The sequence below is a fragment of the Rhodoferax ferrireducens genome (assembly GCF_003347515.1).
In the GTDB taxonomy this organism is placed as follows: Bacteria; Pseudomonadota; Gammaproteobacteria; order Burkholderiales; family Burkholderiaceae_C; genus Rhodoferax.
The window spans coordinates 72,746-92,919 of record NZ_QEII01000234.1 but is presented as its reverse complement, the minus strand read 5'-3'; the positions used below and the strand labels follow the sequence as shown (position 1 = coordinate 92,919).

17 protein-coding genes are annotated in these 20,174 nt (G+C 58.8%); 9 read left to right on the top strand and 8 right to left on the bottom strand.

From position 1 onward, the window contains the following. Nucleotides 1-57 precede the first annotated feature (57 nt). The 6 genes from C5P05_RS05220 to C5P05_RS05195 form a co-directional block, all read right to left on the bottom strand. A complete protein-coding gene (locus tag C5P05_RS05220) occupies nt 58-1,692 on the bottom strand; it encodes an ABC transporter substrate-binding protein (RefSeq protein WP_114968790.1) in 1,635 nt (544 codons plus the stop codon). A 20-nt stretch (nt 1,693-1,712) separates the two neighbouring features. Beyond that, nucleotides 1,713-2,738 carry a peptide ABC transporter ATP-binding protein gene (locus C5P05_RS05215; RefSeq protein WP_269813898.1) on the bottom strand — a complete coding sequence of 342 codons (1,026 nt, stop codon included), beginning with the start codon at nt 2,736-2,738 and terminating at the stop codon, nt 1,713-1,715. After that, entirely contained in the window at nt 2,735-3,751 is a 1,017-nt protein-coding gene (locus tag C5P05_RS05210) for an ABC transporter ATP-binding protein (RefSeq protein WP_114968789.1), read from the bottom strand. The genes C5P05_RS05215 and C5P05_RS05210 overlap by 4 nt, the downstream gene beginning before the upstream one ends. Nucleotides 3,752-3,763: 12 nt before the next feature. Then, nucleotides 3,764-4,657, bottom strand: a complete 894-nt coding sequence (locus C5P05_RS05205; protein WP_114968788.1) for an ABC transporter permease subunit — start codon at nt 4,655-4,657, stop codon at nt 3,764-3,766. Nucleotides 4,658-4,659: 2 nt separating this feature from the next. Beyond that, the gene (locus tag C5P05_RS05200; RefSeq protein ID WP_114968787.1) at nt 4,660-5,664 is read right to left on the bottom strand and encodes an ABC transporter permease subunit; all 1,005 of its coding nucleotides are present in this window, start codon (nt 5,662-5,664) and stop codon (nt 4,660-4,662) included. 235 nt (nt 5,665-5,899) lie between these two features. Further along, a complete protein-coding gene (locus C5P05_RS05195; RefSeq protein WP_114968786.1) occupies nt 5,900-6,364 on the bottom strand; it encodes an SWIB/MDM2 domain-containing protein in 465 nt (154 codons plus the stop codon). 321 nt (nt 6,365-6,685) lie between these two features. Here C5P05_RS05195 and rraA point away from each other — a divergent pair, with 321 nt between their 5' ends. Further along, nucleotides 6,686-7,207: a ribonuclease E activity regulator RraA gene (gene rraA, locus C5P05_RS05190; protein WP_114968785.1), complete on the top strand. Its 522-nt coding sequence runs from the start codon at nt 6,686-6,688 to the stop codon at nt 7,205-7,207. On the opposite strand, the gene C5P05_RS05185 is transcribed toward rraA, so the two are convergent. After that, nucleotides 7,185-8,171 carry a DMT family transporter gene (locus C5P05_RS05185; protein ID WP_114968784.1) on the bottom strand — a complete coding sequence of 329 codons (987 nt, stop codon included), beginning with the start codon at nt 8,169-8,171 and terminating at the stop codon, nt 7,185-7,187. The two genes, rraA and C5P05_RS05185, sit on opposite strands and share 23 nt — an antisense overlap. Nucleotides 8,172-8,343: 172 nt before the next feature. On the opposite strand from C5P05_RS05185, the gene C5P05_RS05180 reads away from it, so the two are divergent. Then, nucleotides 8,344-9,645 (top strand): NAD(P)/FAD-dependent oxidoreductase, encoded by a 1,302-nt coding sequence (locus C5P05_RS05180; protein ID WP_114968845.1) that lies wholly within the window; start codon nt 8,344-8,346, stop codon nt 9,643-9,645. On the opposite strand, the gene C5P05_RS05175 is transcribed toward C5P05_RS05180, so the two are convergent. Next, nucleotides 9,642-11,108, bottom strand: a complete 1,467-nt coding sequence (locus tag C5P05_RS05175; protein ID WP_114968783.1) for a PLP-dependent aminotransferase family protein — start codon at nt 11,106-11,108, stop codon at nt 9,642-9,644. The two genes, C5P05_RS05180 and C5P05_RS05175, sit on opposite strands and share 4 nt — an antisense overlap. Before the next feature lie 404 nt (nt 11,109-11,512). Between C5P05_RS05175 and C5P05_RS05170 the strand changes: the two genes are divergently transcribed. The 7 genes from C5P05_RS05170 (at nt 11,513) to C5P05_RS05140 (ending at nt 20,116) form a co-directional block, all read left to right on the top strand. Next, nucleotides 11,513-12,880 carry a glutamine synthetase family protein gene (locus C5P05_RS05170; RefSeq protein ID WP_114968782.1) on the top strand — a complete coding sequence of 456 codons (1,368 nt, stop codon included), beginning with the start codon at nt 11,513-11,515 and terminating at the stop codon, nt 12,878-12,880. A 38-nt stretch (nt 12,881-12,918) separates the two neighbouring features. Next, nucleotides 12,919-14,331: an aspartate aminotransferase family protein gene (locus C5P05_RS05165; protein WP_198674630.1), complete on the top strand. Its 1,413-nt coding sequence runs from the start codon at nt 12,919-12,921 to the stop codon at nt 14,329-14,331. An 85-nt stretch (nt 14,332-14,416) separates the two neighbouring features. Next, on the top strand, nt 14,417-15,583 hold the full coding sequence (locus C5P05_RS05160; protein ID WP_114968781.1) for an extracellular solute-binding protein: 1,167 nt from the start codon (nt 14,417-14,419) through the stop codon (nt 15,581-15,583). Nucleotides 15,584-15,653: 70 nt separating this feature from the next. Beyond that, the gene (locus C5P05_RS05155) at nt 15,654-16,775 is read left to right on the top strand and encodes an ABC transporter ATP-binding protein (protein WP_420130723.1); all 1,122 of its coding nucleotides are present in this window, start codon (nt 15,654-15,656) and stop codon (nt 16,773-16,775) included. A gap of 10 nt (nt 16,776-16,785) precedes the next feature. Then, nucleotides 16,786-17,703 carry an ABC transporter permease gene (locus C5P05_RS05150; RefSeq protein WP_114968779.1) on the top strand — a complete coding sequence of 306 codons (918 nt, stop codon included), beginning with the start codon at nt 16,786-16,788 and terminating at the stop codon, nt 17,701-17,703. A gap of 10 nt (nt 17,704-17,713) precedes the next feature. Then, nucleotides 17,714-18,595, top strand: a complete 882-nt coding sequence (locus C5P05_RS05145) for an ABC transporter permease (RefSeq protein WP_114968778.1) — start codon at nt 17,714-17,716, stop codon at nt 18,593-18,595. A gap of 51 nt (nt 18,596-18,646) precedes the next feature. Then, nucleotides 18,647-20,116, top strand: a complete 1,470-nt coding sequence (locus C5P05_RS05140) for an aldehyde dehydrogenase (RefSeq protein WP_114968777.1) — start codon at nt 18,647-18,649, stop codon at nt 20,114-20,116. Nucleotides 20,117-20,174: the final 58 nt, after the last annotated feature.

Below are 20,174 nucleotides of genomic sequence, written 5' to 3'. Positions count from 1 at the left end.
GTTATAAAAAAAGGCCGGTTTGCACCGGCCTTTTGTTCGGGCTTCGATGGGCGCTTGTTATTTGATGTCTACGCCGTAGAAGCTGTGACGCGCAAATGGGCTGAGTTTGAAGTCGATCACTTCCTTGCGCACCGGTTTGAGCTGCACCGCATGGGCGATGGTGAACCAGGGCGCCTGTTCCTTGAAGATCACCTGCGCTTTTTCATACAGTTTGCTGCGTTCGGCCTGGTTGGACTCCACCTTGGCTTTTTGGATCAGGTCCTCAAACGGCTGGTAACAGAACTTGGCGACGTTGGAACCATTGGACTTGGCCGAGCTGCAGCCCAGCAACGTGTTGAGGAAGTTGTCCGGATCGCCGTTGTCGCCGGTCCAGCCCAGCATGCCCATCTGGTGTTCACCGGCCTGCATGCGCTTGCGGTACTCGCCCCATTCAAAGCTCTTGATCTCGGCCTTGATGCCCACCTTGGCCAGGTCCGCCTGCATCAATTCCGCAATGCGCTTGGCGTTCGGGTTGTACGGGCGCTGCACCGGCATGGCCCACAGGTCGGTCGAGAAGCCATCGGGTAGCCCGGCTGCGGCCAGCAGTTTCTTGGCGGCTGCCGGATCGAACGCGTCGTCCTTGACGGCATTGTTGTAGGACCACTGGGTCGGTGGAATCGGGTTCTTGGCTGCAACACCGGTGCCCAGGTAGACCGCGTCCACGATGGCCTGTTTGTTGATAGCCATGTTGACGGCCTTGCGCACACGCACGTCGTCAAACGGTTTCTTGGTGGTGTTGTAGGCCAGGTAGCCCACATTCAAACCCGGTTGCTCCATCACGACGACGTTGGGGTCCTTGCGGATGGCGGGCATATCGGCCGGGTTGGGGTAGGGCATCACATGGCATTCGCCTTTTTGCAGCTTGGCCCAGCGCACCGATGCATCGGGTGTGATGGCGAAGATCAGATCGTCGATCTTGGCCTTGCCCGCCCAGTACTGCGGGAATGCCTTGTAGCGGATCAGCGAATCTTTCTGGTACTGCACCAGCATGAAGGGTCCGGTGCCGGAAGGCTCCTGGTCCAGCTTTTCGGGGGTGCCCGCCTTGATCATGGCAATGGCGTATTCCTTGGACTGGATACCGGCGTACTGCATGGCCAGGTTGGAGAGGAATGGTGCCTCCGCCTGGTTCAGCGTGATCTTGACGGTGTAGTCGTCCACCTTGTCCACCGACTTCAGCAGCTTGGGCATGCCCATGTCGTTGAAATAGGAGTGGTTCGAACTGGTGACCTTGAAGTAAGGGTCGCTTTCCTTCCACTGGCGTTCAATCGAGAAGATGAAGTCATCGGCGTTGAAATCGCGCGAGGGCTTGAAGTTCTTGTTGCTATGCCACTTGACGCCCTTGCGCAGGAAGAAGGTGTATTCCGTGCCGTCTTTCGAGATCGTCCAGCGTTCCGCCAGGCCTGGTATGACCTTGGTACCGCCCCGTTCGAACTTGACGACGTTGTCGTAGATTTGTTCCGTGGCATCGAAGGAGGTGCCGGTGGTATTGACGCTGGGCACAAAGTTTTCCGGGCTACCCTCAGAGCAGAACACCAGCGTCTTGGCCGCCACCGACACAGGCGCCAGTGCCATCAAGGCTGGCAGCGCCAGTGCGCATAGCACGCTGGGTTTGATATTCAATTTTCGGCGAACGCTTGATTTTGATTGAATCATCTCGTGGACTCCTCTGGGGGTTATTGCTGCACAGCAGCGGGTTGAATAAATTGTTCAGCTTCGTGGCAGGCCACCTGTCGCCCGCCCAGTTCGCGCAGCAGGGGGCGCTCAACATGGCAACGTGCGACGACGTAGGGGCAACGCGTGGAAAAGACACAACCGCTGGGCGGATTCAAAGGCGAGGGCAATTCCCCCTTGAGCACGATGCGCCGCTTCACCACACCGCTGCCGACGATGCCGGGCGTGGAGGCCAGCAGGGCCTGGGTGTAGGGGTGCAGCGGTTGCGCGAAGATGGTTTTCTTTTCGCCCTGTTCCACGGCGTGGCCCAGGTACATCACCAGCACATCATGGGCAATATGACGCACCACGCCCAAATCGTGCGAAATAAACAGGTAGGCCAGACCCAGCTCCTGCTGCAGATCGGCCAGCAGATTGAGCACTTGCGCCTGAATGGACACGTCCAGTGCCGACACCGGCTCGTCGGCCACGATCAGGGACGGGTTGAGCATGAGCGCACGCGCAATGGCGATGCGCTGGCGTTGCCCGCCCGAGAACATGTGCGGATAGCGGTCGTAGTGTTCCGGACGCAGTCCAACCAGCGCCAGCATGGCGCGGGCTTTCTCCGCGCGCTCGGTGGCGGTCAGCGGGGTATTGATCTCCAGCGGCGCTTCCAGAATGGCACCAATTTTCTTGCGCGGATTGAGCGAGCCGTAGGGGTTTTGAAACACCATCTGCACGGTGCGGCGCAGGGCGTGATGCTCGGCGGCGGACGCATGAATCACGTCCACGCCGTTGAGGCGCAACTCACCTTCTGACGGCGTCTCGATCAGGGACACCATGCGCGCCAGCGTGGACTTGCCACAGCCGGACTCGCCCACCACGGCCAGTGTTTTGCCGGAGCGCACCGTGAACGACACGCCGCTGACGGCTTGCAACTGATCCGCGGGGTGAAGAAAGCCCCGGCTGATTTTATAGACCTGCTTCAAGTCCTTGGCGACGATCACCGGCGTGTCGCTCGCCGGATATTTGACGGCCATGGTGATCATGACGTCGTCCCCGCTGGCGATTTTTTCTGCTGGCCAGAGGCTTGGCCGTGCGATTCACCCAAAGGGAACAGGCAGCGCACCATACCCTCTTGCCAGGGCCGCAGCAGCGGCCGTTGCGCGCGGCAGCTGTCGGCGGCATAGGCACAACGTGGTGCGAACAGGCAGCCGCTGGGCCGGTCATACAAACCAGGAACCATGCCGGGGATGGTGGCCAGGCGGGTCAGGCCGTCGCTGCGCTCGGGCAGGGCGGCCATCAGCGCTTCGGTGTAGGGGTGTTGCGGCGCTGCAAACAAGTCGTGGGCGCTGCGCTCTTCCATGATCTGGCCGGCGTACATCACGGCGACGCGCTGGGCCATCTCGGACACCACGCCCATGTTGTGCGTGATCAGCACCAGCGCCATGCCGCGTTCCTTCTGCAGGCTGCGCAGCAAATCCAGAATCTGCGCCTGAATCGTCACATCCAGCGCCGTCGTGGGTTCGTCGGCGATCAGCAGCTTGGGGTTGCAGGCAATCGCCATGGCGATCATGACGCGCTGGTTCATGCCGCCCGACATCTGGTGCGGGTAGACCTTGAGGCGACTCTCGGGTGCAGGAATGCCGACCTGCTCCAGCAGCTCGATGGAGCGGCGTTTGGCGGCCTTGGCGTCCAGGCCCAGGTGCAGCTTGAGTGTCTCGGCCAGCTGGAAGCCCACGGTAAAACAGGGATTCAGACTGGTGGTGGGGTCCTGGAAAATCATCGCCACGTCTTTGCCGGTGAGCTTGCTGCGCTCATTCGGCGTCAAGGCCAGCAGGTCATGGCCGTCAAAGCGCAGTTTGTCGGCCGTGACGCGGCCGGGGTAGGACACCAGGCCCATCAGGGCCATCATGGTGACGCTTTTGCCCGAGCCGGATTCGCCCACGATGCCCAGCACCTCACCGGCTTCCAGCGACAGGCTGACGCCGTCAACGGCATGCATCACGCTGTTTTTCGAGGGAAACTCGACCGACAGGTTTTCAATTTCAAGAAGGGCCATGAGAGATTTCTTTCAGCGCTTCAGCTTGGGGTCGAATGCGTCGCGCAGGCCATCGCCCAGCAAATTGAAGGCCAGCACGGTGATCAGGATCGCCAGGCCGGGGAAGGTCACAACCCACCATGCGCGCAGCACAAACTCGCGCGCGTCGGCCAGCATGGTGCCCCATTCGGGTGAGGGCGGCTGCGCACCCAGGCCCAAAAAGCCCAGCGCGGCCGCATCCAGAATCGCCGTCGAAATACCCAGGGACGCCTGCACGATCAGCGGCGCCGTGCAGTTGGGCAGGACTTCATTGAACATCAGGCGCAGATGGCCGGCGCCATTCATGCGTGCGGCGGTGACGTAGTCTTTCGACGTTTCCGAGATCACGGCGGCACGCGTGATGCGGACATAGTGCGGCAACACCACCACCGCCACCGCCAGCATGGCGTTCATCAGGCCCGGCCCCAGAATGGCCACGATCACAATCGCCAGCAGCAGGCTGGGCAGGGTCAGGATGATGTCCATCAAGCGCATGACCGCAATCTCGAAGAGGCCGCGAAAATAACCCGCGGTCAATCCCAGAATGGTGCCTATCACGACGGAGATGGCCACTACCGCCAGGCCAATCGCCAGCGAGAGACGCGCGCCAAAAATGATGCGCGACAAAATGTCGCGGCCAATGGCATCGGTACCCAGCCAGTGCGCGCTGGAGCCACCTTCCTGCCAGAACGGTGGCGTCAAAAATACACTGGGGTCGGTCAGGTCCGGCGCATAGGGCGCGATGAAGGGGGCAAAAGCCGCCATCAGCAACACCACCGCAACGATCACCAGGCCTGCTACGGCCCCCTTGTTGGCGCTGAAGTAACTCCAGAACTCACGCAGCGGGTGGGGTGGTTCGGCGGCGGGATTCAGAACAGTTGTATTCACCGCTAGTGCCTTATGCGCGGGTTGATGATGCCGTAGGTCACGTCGACCAGCAGGTTGACCGCCATCACGATAGCGCCCAGAAGCAGCATGCCGCCCTGCAACACGGGATAGTCGCGCCGGCCGATGGCTTCAATCAGCCACTTGCCAACCCCGGGCCAGGAGAAGATGGTTTCGGTCAGGATGGCGCCGGTGAATAGCACGCCCACCTGCAGGCCGATAACCGTTACCACCGGAATAAGCGCATTGCGAAATGCATGAAGACCGACTACCCGCAAGTGAGAAAGGCCCTTGGCGCGTGCGGTACGAATGTAGTCCTCGCCCAGCACTTCAAGCATGGCGGAACGGGTCATGCGGGCAATCACGGCCAGCGGATTGGTCCCCAGCACAATCGTGGGCAAGATCAGGTGAGTGAGGGCCGACCAGAACGCCCCCTTGTCACCCGCCAGCAAGGTGTCGATTAATAAAAAGCCCGTGACGGGCTCAATGAAGTACATGACCGATATGCGCCCAGACACCGGCGTCAGGTCCAGTTGCACGGAGAACAGCAGGATCAGCAGCAGACCCCACCAGAAGATGGGCATGGAATAACCGGTGAGCGACACGCCCATGACGCCATGGTCCAGCACGGAGTTGCGCTTTACTGCCGCAAGAATGCCGGCCGGTATGCCCAGCAGGAGTGCGAACAGAATGGCACATACCGCCAGTTCAATCGTCGCGGGGAAGAGCGACATGAATTCATTCAGCACCGGCTCGTGGGTGATGATGGATTTTCCCAAATCACCTTGCAGCACGCGACCGATGTAAATGCCGTATTGAACGATGACCGGTTGGTCCAGCCCGTATTCCTTGAGCAGTGCCGCATGGCGTGTTGCGTCAATGCCGCGCTCGCCGGCCAGGGTCTCGATCGGGTCACCCGGCACCAGACGAATCAGAAAGAACGCGACCAGCGTCATGCCGATGAAAGTCGGAATGATCAGGCTGAAGCGGGTTAAGAGAAAGCGCAGCATTGTTTGGGGGGTGAAGGGCGAACTCGAAGTGCCTTATGAGAAGGGAGATGAAAAAATCTTGACCTGATAGTCAGGATTGCGTCGAATTCTAGCAAGCTCCGGTAGAGCTTATGGTCAGAAAATGGCGCTATTTACCTCGGATAAACCCTCGTGTACCACCCACACCAAAATCCTTGTCCTGAAACAAAAAAAGGCCAACTTGCGCCGGCCTTTTGAAGTAAACAGCAGGGGCTGATTACTTGAGGTGTTTGCCGATCAGGCCAGCCATCTCGAACATGGATACCTGCACCTTGCCGAAGACTTCCTTCAGTTTGGCGTCGGCATTGATCATGCGCTTGTTGATGGCGTCTTGCAGCTTGTTCTTCTTGATGTAAACCCACAGCTGCTTCACCACCTCGGTGCGTGGCAGTGGGCTTGCACCCACTACGGCAGCCAGAGCGGCGCTGGGCGTCAGTGCTTTCATGAACGCGGCGTTGGCAGTCCGCTTCTTGGCGGGTGCTTTGGTCGCAGCGACTTTCTTAGCCGGAGCCGCTTTCTTGGCAGGCACAGCTTTTTTAGCTGGCGCTGCCTTTTTGGCCGGCGCCTTGGCGGCTACGGTCTTGGCAGGTGCGACTTTCTTTGCAGGAGCCGCGCTCTTGACCGGTGCTGCTTTTTTTGCAGGTGCAGCTTTCTTTGCCGGTGCTTTTTTTGCAGTTGCCATGATTTATTGTCCTTCTTGAAGTTGATTAATCACCAGAGAAAAACTGCTTCTTCACTGGCAAACAGGATGCTACTGGAGAATGTGGGTGTTTCCTAGGGGCAAATCGTTTATTTCACTGGAGAATGTTGTTTTTTCATAGGTGATTTGCGTGGTTTTCCCTCTGAGGCACGAATGTGAGTCGCGGGGGGTGCAACAAAATGTTCGCGAAGGGCCGTTGATGCCGCCATCCACACGGCGTTACGAGAGGCTGTTGCATGCCCTTGCGTCTCGCGACGGGCTGGTCTGACGCTCTACAATTTTGCCAACCAAAGGAACCCAACCATGACTTCATCATTTGCCACTTGCGACCTGTGCGACGCCCACAAAAACGATTCGTCCGGCGACTTCCAGGTTTTGCCGCCGGTGTTTCGGGACTTTGGTGCCGTGCGTAGATTTTGCGGTCCTGTCGTGACCCTCAAATGCTTCGAGGACAACACGCTGGTCAAGGCGGCGCTGGATTCGGTGGGTTTCGAGGAGACACCGGCCGGGCGGATTGGCAAAGTGCTGGTGGTCGATGGCGGTGGGTCTTTGCGCCGCGCCTTGCTGGGTGGCAACTTGGGCGCAGCGGCGGCCAAAAACGGCTGGGCTGGCGTGGTGATTGACGGCTGTGTTCGCGACGTGGCCGAACTGGCTGTGCTCGATGTGGGCATTCGTGCCCTGGCGAGCATGCCGCTGCCGACGGAGAAACGCAATGAAGGCCAGACAGACATGGCGGTCCAGCTCCAGGGCGTCTGGGTGCGTCCCGGCAATTGGCTTTATGCGGACGAAGATGGCATCGTGCTCAGTGCGCGCCGTCTGACTTAGCACTGGCAGGTGTGAAGCTGGCGCGGGCGGGCAGGGTGGCCAGCACCACGCCGATCATGGCGATACCGAACGCCAGCAGCTGCACGCCACGCAGCGTCTCGCCCAAGGCGAACACGCCGACCAGTGCCGCCGAGATGGGCAGCATGACGGTGAACACCCCGGCCTTCGCGGCCGGCACGGTTTGCAGGCCCGTCATCCACAACCACACGGTCCACACGCTGGCCGCTAGCGAGTAGAAGACCAGCAGCAGCCAGGTACCTGAGGTCACGGTGCCAAAGTCGAACTGCAAGGCCATGTAGAGGCCCAGGGGCGTCATCAACACAAAGCCCCATAGGTTGATCAGCGCGGTGATCCGTTTTGCGCTCAGGGTGCCTGTGAGCTTCTTGCCGATCACGGCGTATGCGGCTTCGCACAACACGGCGGCAAACACCAGCAGATTGCCCCACAGCATGTTTTTATACGCTAAATCAGCCTCTAGCCCTCGTGTATATTGCGCAGGCAGCTCTGATTTTGATAGCGAAAACAAACCTATGCCGAAGGCTGCGCAGGCAATCGCGGCCCAGACCCGAAGGCCTATGCGCTCACGCAGGAAGAACCAGCTCATCAGCGCGACCGCGGCCGGGATGGAGGCCATGATGACGCCCGCCGAGACCGCGCTGGTCATGCTGACGCCGTAGAGCATGCAGATGGAGAATAAGAAGTTGCCCAGCAAGGACTCCAGAAACACCAGCTTGCGGGTCGCACCGGTCATGGGCGGCTCTCCGACTGGTTTTTTCAGCCAGTGCGGCATGGCGAGTCCGCCGATGCCAAAACGCATCCAGGCCAGCAAAAATACCGGCAGCGCCGCCACCAGCGGTTTTGACAGGGCGACATAACTGCCAACCAGCGACATGCTGAGGGCCAGAAGGCCATAGGCTGTGAGGCGGTGTTTTGTAGTAGTCAAGGCGTTTGAAGCGGGTGCCATGGCAGGCGCTTGCTTGGGTAAATGTCGAAGGATTGCATCATGCCTGACGCCTGCGCATGGGTCGATCAGGCGACAGTGGCTTGCCGCTCACTGCATAAATTGGCACCTGTTGGGGCGTGCAACTGGCGTTAAGGTCAGACATCGCCCATCAAGGGTCTGTGGAATGTTGACCATGCTGCTCAACTCGGATACCCAGCTCAAGCAAAGAAGCTATTACGAGGCCAGTGTGCAGCGACTGCCGTCCGAACCGCCCTTGCAAGGCGCAGTCAACGCCGATGTGCTCGTTGTCGGGGCCGGGTTCGCGGGCTTGTCGGCGGCGATTGAACTCGCACAGCGCGGCTTCAGCGTGGTGCTGCTGGAGGCCGATCGGATTTGCAGCGGTGCCTCGGGGCGCAACGGTGGTCAGGCCCTCGTGGGTTATGCCAGCGGACAAGAGCCGTTTGAGCGGCAACTCGGTCGCGCCGACGCGCGTTTGGCCTGGGACATGTCGCTGGAGGGCATTCAGCTGATGGATGAACGCATCGCCCGGTTCCAGATTGACTGCGATCGCAAGTCGGGCTATCTGCACGTTGCCGACTCGCCGCGCAAGGCTCGTGCGCTGGAAGCCGACGTGCAAGCCATGGAGCGCGACTATGGTTTTGCCTGCGCTTTCGCCCGCGGTGCAGATACCCAACGCCATATCGCGAGCCAGCGCTACTGCGCGGCCGCATTTGAGCTGACCTCCGGTCATCTTCATCCGCTGAAGTATGGCTTGGGGCTGGCCGAGGCGGCACGTTCGCTGGGGGTCCGCATTTACGAGCAGTCGCCGGTGCTGAAAATTCAGCGCGGCGCCACCTTGACCGCCCACACGGCGGCGGGCCTTGTCACGGCACAGTTCGGTGTGCTGGCGGGCAATTGCACGCTGGGCGAATATGGGCCGCGCGTGGCGCCGGACATCGCGTCGCGCATCATGCCGGTGGGCACCTATATGGTGGCAACGGCCCCGCTTGAACCGGGCTTGTGCCAGCGTCTGATCCCCAGCAACGCCGCTGTGTGCGACAACAACTTCGTGCTTGATTACTTCCGGTTCAGTGCCGACCACCGTCTGCTCTTTGGCGGCCGGGTCAGTTACACCACCCGCACGCCGGGCAATCTGGAGGTCGTGATGGGCCAACGCATGCGGCAGGTTTTTCCGGCGTTGCAGGGTGTTCCCATTGAGTACGTATGGGGTGGTTTTGTCGATATCAGCATGAACCGCGCGCCTGACTTTGGGCGCTTGGGCGACAACCTGTATTACCTGCATGGGTTCAGCGGCCATGGCGTCGCTTTGACGGGCCTGGCTGGCCGTCTGGTGGCGGAGGCCGTAGCAGGGCAGGCCGGGCGTTTTGATGTGTTTGCTGCCTTGCAGCATCGCGCGTTTCCGGGTGGCGCTTTTTTGCGCACGCCCAGCCTCGTGCTGGGTACCTTGTTCTTCCGCTTGCGGGACGCGTTTTAAGTTCTTGTCAGCGAGTCTGTCACAGCACGGGCCAGCAGGGGGCCACAGCGTTCAATCTCAGCCAGCGGTGCATAGCCGTAACCGATCACCAGTCCTTTGGCATCCTTGCGCTTCAGGCAGTAGGCCGACAGGGGTCGCACGGTGAGGCCCTGTTGGCTGATGCGATCGGCCAACGCTTTGTCGTCCACAGCGGCAGGCAGGCGCAAACACAGGTGCAGGCCTTGTTCCGCGCCACTGATGTAGGCCTGAGCGCCCAAACAGGGTTTGAGTGCCTCCAGCAGGCAATGGCGGCGTTCGGCGTAGCTCTGGCGGGTACGGCGCAGGGCGCTGGCGAAGTGCCCCATCTCGATGAATTCCGCCAGGGCGGCTTGCAGCGGCATCTGGCCGGGCCGGTTGAGGTCGTAATGCGCCTGTTTAAACGATGCCACGAGACCCTTGGGTACCACCAGATAAGCCAGCTTGAGGCCAGGGTAGAGCACCTTGGAAAACGACCCCATATAGAGCACGCGTTCGTCCGCATCCAGACCAGCCAGGGATGAAATCGGGGGGCCGCTGAAACGGAACTCGCTGTCGTAGTCGTCTTCCAGAATCCAGGCCTTGTGCTTTCGGGCGATCGACAAAATCTGGTGACGGCGCGCCAGCGACATGGCCGCGCCCATGGGGTACTGGTGAGAAGGCGTCAGGTAGATCAGTCGCGGGGGCGTGGCTTCATCCTCTATCCGGGGCGCAATTCCCTGCTGGTCAACCGCCACCGGATGCAGGTTGAGGCCCGTCGCCATAAAAGCCTTGACGGCGCCCCAATAGGCGGGGTCTTCCAGCCAGACGGTGTCGCCATGATCGGCCAGCAGCTGGGCGCACAGTTCCAGCGACTGATGGGTGCCGCTGGTAATAATGACTTGGTCAACCTCCAGCGTCACGCTGCGAAATACCCGCAGGTAATCGGCTACCGCCCGGCGCAGCGGGGCGTAGCCCCCCGAGTAGCTGTAGTCGAGCATGTCGGGGTAGGTCATCCGCCAGTGTTTATTCTGCAGGCGCTGCCACAGCGCCACCGGAAATACGCTGAAGTCGGCGATGCCGGGCGTAAACGGCTGCACTTCGAGCTTGTCCGCACAGAAGGTTGTCGCCAGTGACTGGCCGCGCCGGGATAGTTTTGCGGTTTGGATCGCATGGGGCGGGTGCCGGCAAGGGGCTGACTTCGGGACGCTGTCATTCACATAAGTGCCGCTGCCAACACGGCTCACCAGGTAGCCCTCGACGCCAAGCTGGCTGAGTGCCGCCACCACTGTGTTGCGCGACAAATTCAAGTCCTGCGTCAGTTCACGACTGGAGGGCAGACGATCGCCCGCTGACAGTTTGCCATCCAGAATGGCGCGGCGCAGCGCTTCATACAGCTGCCGGTGCAGAGGCAGCTTGCTTTGCGCGCTCAGCCGCGCTATGTCAGTCAGCAAGAGTTCTGAAAGCATGATGGGCCGACATGCAGGGTCAAGGTGTTGAGAGCAGTCTGGATTTTTTGGTATTCCAAGTGGCACCATGCACTTGGCTTAACTGGCTCCCATTGTGAACCAATTTCGCGGCACAATGAGACAAGTAAAACGGAGACGTTTATGACAAAGCGGCCCTGCCTGGTTTGGCTCCCATGGACCACCGTCCGTTAGGTGATGCCGATCACAAAATGCCCTATCTGGTGCTGGGCGATAAATACGCGCCCCACCATGATGTCAGGCTCATCAAAGGCTCAGCGTTCACCCCATGGGCACGGGGCCGAATCGGCTCAGGTCAACTACCTGCACGGACAGTGCATCGCACGCCTGGCACATGGCTTGCGTCCATGGGCGCAGGCGCAGTCAACCGCAATCGGGAGTAATTCATGAACGAAAAAAAATCAATGAACTTCAACGACCTGGAGCAATGGCTCAATGAGCGCCGGGTCACCGAGGTGGAGTGCCTGGTGCCCGACTTGACCGGTGTGGCCCGCGGCAAAATTTTGCCTCGGGGCAAGTTCACGGAAGACCGCGGCATGCGTTTGCCGCAGGCCATTGTGGCCATGGGTGTCACGGGCGAGTTTCCTGAAAGCGGCCCCTATTACGACGTGATTGATCCCACCGACAAGGACATGCAGCTGCGCCCGGACCCCTCGACGGTGCGCATCGTTCCCTGGGCGACCGACCCGACGGCCCAGGTGATTCATGACTGTTTTGACCACCAGGGCAATCTGGTTCCCTTTGCACCCCGAACCGTGTTGCGCCGGGTGTGTGACTTGTTTGCGGCGGAAGGCTGGCAACCCATCGTCGCACCCGAGTTGGAGTTTTACTTGACCGCCCGCAACACTGACCCCAATACCTTGTTAAAGCCACCTATTGGCCGAAGCGGGCGTGCCGAGACCTCCCGCCAGGCCTACAGCATTGATGCCGTGAATGAATTCGATCCGCTGTTTGAGGAGATTTACGACTACTGCGACAAGATGGAGCTGAATGTCGATACCTTGATTCACGAGGTAGGCGCGGGCCAGATGGAGATCAATTTCTTCCATGCTGAACCGCTGGGGCTGGCGGATGAGGTGTTCTTTTTCAAGCGCACGGTGCGTGAGGCGGCATTGCGGCACGACATGTACGCCACCTTTATGGCCAAGCCAATCGCGGGCGAACCGGGCAGCGCGATGCACGTGCATCAGAGTATCTTGAACACAACAACAGGTAAGAATATCTTCAGCAATGAAAATGGCTCGCCCTCGGAAGCCTTCATGCATTACATCGGCGGCTTGCAGCGCTACATTCCGGCAGCGATGGTGCTGGTGGCGCCTTACGTCAACAGTTATCGCCGCCTGTCGCGCAACACGGCCGCACCCATCAACATTGAGTGGGGCTACGACAACCGCACCGTGGGCATTCGCTCACCGATTTCATCGCCCGAGGCGCGCCGTGTTGAAAACCGGGTGATTGGTGCCGACGCGAACCCTTATGTGGCCATGGCCATGACCCTGGCCTGCGGTTATCTGGGGCTGAAAAACAAGATCAAACCCAAAGCTGAAATGAAAGGGGATGCTTATCTGGCGCCGTATGCGCTTCCGCGCAGCTTGGGGGAGGCCCTGGACTGGCTGCGCCGCGAGTCGGATTTGCACGAGGTCTTGGGCAAGGAGTTCATCACGGTTTACTCCGAAATCAAGGAGCTGGAGTTCGACGAGTTCATGAAGGTGATTTCGCCTTGGGAACGCGAGCACCTGCTTCTGCATGTCTAAACCACCGATCCATTGATACCCAGACGAGGACCCGCGATATGAATGCGATCAACGACAAGCAAACCCTGAGCACCCGCGACATCCAGGCATTGGACAGCGCGCATTTCCTGCACCCCTTCACCGACTTCAAGGACTTGGCTGCCCGCGGTGCGCGTGTCATTACCCGGGGTGAGGGCATCTATGTGTGGGATTCCGAAGGCGACAAGATGCTCGATGCCATGAGTGGCCTGTGGTGTGTCAACGTAGGGTACGGACGCAAAGAGCTGGCGGATGCGGCTTATCAGCAAATGATGACGCTGCCGTTTTACAACAGCTTTTTCCAAACGACCAATGTGCCTGCGGTGAAGCTGGCGGCACGTTTGGCTGCACTCGCACCAAAAGTGGGCGAGCGCAGCTTCGAGCATGTGTTCTATTCGTCCAGCGGCAGTGAAAGCAACGACTCCAATGTGCGCATGGTGCGCCGGTATTGGGATCTGCTGGGTCAACCCCGGCGCAAAGTCATCATCGGCCGCATGAACGCCTACCATGGCAGCACCATGGCCGGCGCGTCGCTGGGCGGCATGACGGGCATGCATGCGCAGGGCGATTTGCCTATACCCAACATCACGCACATCGAGCAACCCTACTTTTTTGAGAAAGGTTTGCCGGGTGAAACCGCGGACGAATTTGGATTTCGCGCGGCCAGATGGCTGGAAGAAAAAATCCTGGCGGTGGGGCCTGAACGCGTGGCCGCCTTTATTGGCGAGCCGGTGCAAGGGGCGGGCGGTGTCATCATTCCGCCTGCCACCTACTGGCCTGAAATCCAGCGGATCGTGGACAAGTACGGTATTTTGTTGATCAGTGACGAGGTCATTTGTGCCTTTGGCCGGGTTGGGCATTGGTTTGCGTATGAGAAGTTTGGCTACAAACCCGATCTGGTGACCTTTGCCAAAGGCGTGACCAGCGGCTACATCCCCTTGGGCGGTGTCATGGTCGGCAACCGTGTGGCTGAGGTTTTGATCGAAAAAGGTGGCGAGTTCAATCACGGCTACACCTACAGTGGCCACCCGGTGGCTTGCGCCGTGGCCCTGGCCAACCTGGACCTCATGGAGCGGGAGCAGTTGCCGCAGCGGGTCAAGGGCGAGCTGGGTGCGTATTTCGCCCGGCGCTATGCCGAGCTCAATGAACATCCGCTGGTCGGCTTGGCCGAGACCTGTGGCTTCATGGCCGGGCTGGTGCTGGTCAAGAACAAGCAGACCCGGGAGCGCTTCGGCTCCGATGCAACGCTTGTGGGTATGGTATGCCGGGGCCATTGTTTCCGCAATGGCCTGATCATGCGTGCCGTGGATGATCGGATGATCATTGCACCACCCTTGGTGATGACGACCTCAGATATTGACGAAATGATGCGCTTGATCCGGCTCGCGCTGGACTTGACGCACAAAGACTTGAAGGAAAAAGGACTTCTTTGAGCATTCCCTTGTCTTTCTGGTCTGTTTTTTGCATGACATGCGCTATAGTTTTTAATTCTCAAATCTTTTAAACGGAGTGCCTGACATGATAAAAAAGTACTTGTGGTCGTTTGCGCTGTCTGCGGTGGTTCTGGCTGCCTGTGGCAAAAAAGAAGAGCCGCCGATGCCTGCGGCTGCGCCAGCACCGGTGGTCAGTGCGCCCGCCGCAGCTCCAGTCAACACCGAAGAAAAAGTGCTCAACATCTACAACTGGCCTGATTACGTTCCCGAGGGAATGATTGCTGCATTCGAGAAAGAATCGGGTATCAAGGTCAACTACGACACCTTTGAGACCAATGAGGCGCTGCACGCGAAACTGGTGGCGGGCAATACAGGTTACGACATCGTGGTGCCCGGCAGCGTATTTGCAAAAGGCCAAATCGAAGGCGGCTTGCTGCAGCCACTGGACAAGTCGAAGATTCCCAACCTGGCCAATCTGGATCCCGCCATCATGGGCACCCTGGTCAAGGCTGATCCCGACAATAAATACCTGGTGCCTTGGGCATGGGGTTTCACCACCGTGGGCATCAACAAAACCAAGGTGGCCAAAGCCCTGGGCAGCATGCCCATGCCTGAAAACGCCTGGGATTTGGTGTTTGATCCCAAGTACACAGCCAAGCTGAAGTCCTGTGGTATCGCCTATCTGGATTCACCCACCGAGATCATCCCGGCGGCGCTGCATTACATTGGCAAGGATGCATACTCCAATGATCCAGCGGACTACAAGGCCGCGACGGCCATGCTGGCCAAAGTGCGCAAGGATGTGCGCCTGTTCAGTGCGACCATGATCGATGACATCGCTGGTGGCAAGGCCTGTGTGGCCGTTGGCTGGTCGGGTGATATCAACATCGCCGCGGGTCGGGCCAAGGACAATGGTTCCAAGGACGTCATCGAGTCGCTGCTGCCCAGCACTGGTGCGCTGATCTTTTTTGACACCATCGCCCTCACGAAGGACGCCAAGCACCCCAACAATGCCCACGCCTTCATCGACTTCTACCTGCGCCCCGAAAATGCCGCACTCATGTCCAACGAGATGAACTACCCCACGGCCAACAAGGCGGCTATTGCGCAGATCAAACCTGAGATTGCCGGCAATAAAACCATCTTTGTTGAACCGGATTACTTCGCGAAGATGATTCCCCCGAGCAGTTTCACCAATGAAGCCCGCGAAGCCATGGCCAACGCCTATAACAGCTTCAAAAAAGGCAAGTAATCACCGGTTCTGACTGAATCAAGGGCTGTTTGTACATGCGGTACAAACAGCCCTTTTTGGTTTTTGATTGATGAAAACAGAGGTTGGCTACATGGCAGACAAGGTTGAAAAAGAGGGCTATCTCGTCACAGAGAAGTTGGTCAAACGCTTCGACGAGGCCGTCGCCGTGGACGAAGTTTCCTTGTCCATCGACAAGGGCGAAATCTTCGCCTTGCTGGGCAGTTCCGGTTGTGGCAAGTCGACCTTGCTGCGCATGTTGGCGGGATTTGAAAAGCCGACTGCGGGGCGCATTTTGCTTGGTGGGCAGGACGTGGCGAACCTGCCGCCCTACGATCGTCCCATCAACATGATGTTTCAGTCCTATGCCTTATTCCCGCATCTTGATATTTGGGAGAACATAGCATTTGGGCTCAAACGCGAAGGTTTGCCCAAAGCCGAGATCACCCAACGGGTGGGTGAGATGCTCGATCTCGTTCAGTTGGGGCCTTACGCCAAGCGCAAACCACATCAACTGTCTGGAGGGCAACAGCAGCGGGTGGCACTGGCGCGCAGTCTGGCAAAACGACCGAAGCTCCTGTTGCTCGACGAACCGCTTGGCGCGCTGGACAAAAAATTGCGTGAACAAACCCAGTTTGAATTGGTGAATATCATCGAGAAAGTGGGCGTGACCTGTGTCATGGTGACGCACGACCAGGAGGAGGCCATGACCATGGCCGGTCGCATCGCGGTCATGAGCAAAGGCCGCGTCTTGCAGGTCGGCACACCGGAGGAGGTCTACGAGCATCCGGCCAATCGTTTCGTTGCCGACTTCATCGGCAACGTCAATCTGTTTGAGGGGCGACTCAGCGTGGATGAGATTGATCACTGCGCCGCCATTACAGGCATAGGTGAGATCCAGGTGGGGCACGGGGTGAGCGGCACGCTCAACATGCCGCTGGCGATTGCGGTGCGGCCTGAAAAAATACAAATCAGCAAGGAGCGGCCGGCTGTTGACAGGAATGTGTTCACAGGCAGAGTCAATGAAATTGCTTATTTCGGTTCCTATAACACCTACATCGTGACTGCCAGCGATGGCTCGCGTGTGAAGATCACCGAGGTCAATACCACACGCCAGGATCTCAGCCATATCACATGGGAAGACAACGTCTTTTTCTGGTGGAGTGATGTCGCCGGCGTCGTACTGCGCGACTGAAAGAAACTCGATGGCCAGACTTTCAATTCCCAAGCCCGGCAGACGTTTCGTTATTGGCGTGCCCTACACGTGGTTGGTTCTTTTCTTCTTTTTGCCCTTCCTGATCCTGCTCTACATCAGCTTCGTGGACATGGGCAACGACATTGCACCTTTCAAACCCATTTGGAATACTGAAACTGGCCTGCTCAAGCTTAAATACGAAAACTACCTGTCAATTTTTCGCACTGCAGACGGCGGCGCCCTGTTCAAGACCATCTACACCGAAGCCTATGTGCGTTCGATCTGGTATGCGCTTTGCACTGCGGTGTTATGTCTCGTTGTTGGCTATCCGTTTTCTTACTTCATTGCACGGTCGCCAGCCAGCGTGCGTCCTGCCTTGTTGATGATGGTGATGCTGCCATTCTGGACCTCGTTTCTGCTGCGTGTTTATGCATGGAAAGGCATTTTGGCGGACCAGGGTGTGCTCAACCGAACGCTAATGTTGCTGGGGCTGACCGATGAGCCAATCCTCATGCTTTACACCGATATCTCCATGCTCGTGGGCATGACCTACGTCTACCTGCCATTTATGATCCTGCCGCTGTATGCCAACCTGGTGAAGATGGATTTCCGCTTGCTGGAAGCGGCCTACGACCTGGGCGCTTCTCCGTTTAAGGCTTTCTGGCTGGTGACGGTGCCGCTGTCCAAGGCCGGCATCATCGCCGGCTTCATGCTGGTCTTTATTCCGTCAGTCGGTGAATTTGTGATTCCATCGCTGCTTGGCGGCCCAGAAAACATCATGATCGGTCGGGTCGTTTGGGACGAAATGTTCACCAGCAACAACTGGCCGCGCGCCACGGCGCTGGCGGTGGTCATGATCGGGCTGATCGTCATTCCTTTGGCCATTTATTACCACTACACCGGCGATTCTGCCGAACCCCGGAACTGATGGGGCAGCCATGAAAAACTACTTCGAAAAGAATTTTGGCAAGTTCTGGCTGGCATTGGTTTATCTGTTTTTGTACTTGCCCTTGTTCTTCATGATCGTGTTCTCGTTCAACAGCACGCGACAGGATGCTGAGTTCACCGGATTCTCGTTGCGCTGGTACGAAGCGCTTACCCGTGACACCAAGCTTGTCGAGGGCTTCTGGCTGTCGGTGAAAGTGGCAACGGTCACTGGCCTGTTGTCGGCCGTGCTGGCCACCTTTGCCGCATTTGTCCTGGTGCGCTACCGCCGCTTTCCGGGACGCACTATCTTTTCTGGCATGGTCAATGCACCACTGGTCATGCCTGAGGTGGTCATTGGCCTGTCGCTTTTGTTGCTGATGGTCGGCACGCAAAATTTCTTCGGCTGGCCGGAACGCGGCATGCTCACCATCGTCTTGGGCCACACCTTGCTCGGCATGGCTTACGGCATGGTGGTCATTCAGTCGCGCCTGCTGGAGATGGATCGCTCTATCGAGGAGGCTGCCATGAACCTGGGCGCAAGACCGCACCAGGTGTTCTTCCTCGTCACGGTGCCGAACATTTTCCAGGCCATTCTTGCCGCGTTTTTGTTGTCATTCACCTTGTCCTTCGACGACGTGGTGATTGCCGAATTTCTCTCCGGTCCGGGTGTCAACACCTTGCCACAGGTCATCTTCGGCTATGCACGCCGCGGCATCAACCCTACCATTTATGCGGCTGCGACTCTGTTGATCGCCGCCGTGACGGTGGCAATCGTAAGCTACAGCATTTGGGTAGCGCGGCAGACCAGCAGGCGTGAGCGGGAGGTCGCTGCAGCAACACGGGCGGAACTGGCGGCCCTGGATGTACGCCAGGCGCCTCGGCTTGGCGGCTAGCTGCCGAATAGCGGCTCCCAATTGTGGATGAGCTGAATTGAGGAGGAACATATGACCGAACTGAAATTCGACGGCCGCGCTTTCATCAATGGCGAGCGCGTTGCCGCACGGGATGCTCAGACCTTCAACTGCATTTCTCCGGTCGATGGCCGCCTGCTCACGGCCGTGGCCCGGTGTGGGGAGGTGGACGTCGACGCCGCAGTGGCGGCTGCCCGCGCCGCCTTTGAAGACCGCCGCTGGCGTGGCCTGAGCCCTGCCCAACGCAAGCGGGTGATGATCAAGTTCGCCGACCAGTTGTTGGCGCATGCCGACGAACTAGCTCTGACCGAAACGCTGGACATGGGCAAACCGGTCAAATACGCTCGCTCGGTGGATGTGAACAGTGCGGCCAACTGCATTCGCTGGTATGGGGAGGCGGTCGACAAGGTCTATGACGAAATTGCGCCCACGGCGTCCACCGCGTTGGCGCTCATCACGCGCGAGCCGGTGGGCGTGGTCGGCGTGATCGTCCCCTGGAACTACCCGATGATCATGGCCGCCTGGAAGATCGCGCCTGCGCTGGCGGCAGGGAACTCGGTGGTTTTGAAACCCAGTGAAAAATCACCGCTGACCGCGCTGCGACTTGCCGAGTTGGCTTTGGCAGCTGGCATTCCACCCGGAGTGTTCAATGTGGTTCCCGGCTACGGCCCTGAAGCGGGATCTCCGCTGGCGCTGCACATGGACGTGGATTGCATTGCCTTCACAGGTTCAACCCGCGTGGGCAAACAGGTCCACGTCATGGCCGGACAGAGCAACTTAAAGCGCGCCTGGACTGAGCTTGGCGGTAAATCGCCCAACATTGTTTTTGCAGACTGCCCGAACCTGGATCGAGCGGTCGAAGCAGCCGTGAGCAGTATCTTTTTCAACCAGGGCGAAAGCTGCAACGCACCTTCGCGCCTGTTCGTTGAGGCGTCCATCAAGGACGCTTTCCTGGAGAAAGCGTTGGCGTTGGTGCCGCAGTACCAGCCGGGCAACCCGCTGAATAAATCGACCGTGATGGGTGCCATCGTGGATCAGACGCAACTCGACAGTGTGTTGCGCTATATTGAGTCGGGCAAGAGAGAGGGCGCCCAACTGATCGCGGGTGGTGAGCAAGCCTTGCGCGAGACCGGTGGCTGCTATGTACAGCCCACCATCTTTGACGGTGTGAAAGCTGACATGACCATCGCGCGCGAGGAAATCTTCGGCCCGGTGCTCTCTGTGCTGTCCTTTACCGATGCGTCAGAGGTGGTGCGTCAGGCCAACCAGAGCGTGTACGGGCTTCAGGCCGCGGTGTGGACGCGTGACCTCAACAAGGCGCACGGTGTTGCCCGTGCATTGCGTGCCGGAACAGTGCATGTGAACCAATATGACGAAGATGACATTACTGTGCCCTTTGGCGGCTTCCGCCAAAGTGGTGTGGGGCGCGACAAGTCGCTGCATGCGTTTGATAAGTACACCGAAACCAAGACAACCTGGATAAGAATCGACAGTCCGGTTTGAAATCGACTGTCTGAGGCCGTAGAAAGTATTGTGAACGTCCCCTTCAGAATATTTTTGC